Below are 535 nucleotides of genomic sequence, written 5' to 3'. Positions count from 1 at the left end.
TTGCGTGACGGCGCCGGGGACCCCCTGCCTCACGCCGACCTCTACCTGCTGCAGGACACCAACAACAACAACCCGCCCGCCCACAACACCGACGCCAACGGCCGGTTCACCCTCACCGCCACCCCGGGCACCTACCGGCTCCGCGTCTACCACGGCGGCGGCAAGCACACCACCGTCAGCCTCACCACCGCCGCCTTCACCCTCGACGCCGACCGCACCGACGACCTCACCCTGCCCACCCACACCGTCCAGGTCCGCGTCGTCGGCCCCTCCGGCAACCCCGTCCCCGGCACCAAGCTCCGCCTCTCCAGCTACCCCGTCGCCACCGGCGCCCTCGCCCCCGGCCTGACCATCGCCGACGCCGGCTACCACTGGGGCAACGCCACCACCGACGCCAACGGCAAAGCCACCCTTCAACTCCTCACCACCCCCACCGACCCATCCAGAACCACCGTCGACGTCGAGGCCCCCACCGGCACCGGCCTCGCCAACACCACCCTCGACGCCACCAACACCACCGGACCCCGCACCATCG

General features: G+C 72.0%; 1 protein-coding gene. It reads left to right on the top strand.

The window, feature by feature from the left end; all coding sequences use genetic code 11:
• Positions 1 to 535: carboxypeptidase-like regulatory domain-containing protein (locus tag D6B71_RS22445; protein WP_164519797.1), on the top strand; the 535-nt coding region annotated here is incomplete at both ends.

Source organism: Nocardioides ferulae (assembly GCF_003660455.1).
Lineage (GTDB): Bacteria > Actinomycetota > Actinomycetes > Propionibacteriales > Nocardioidaceae > Nocardioides > Nocardioides ferulae.
This window is presented reverse-complemented; position numbering and strand designations above follow the sequence as displayed.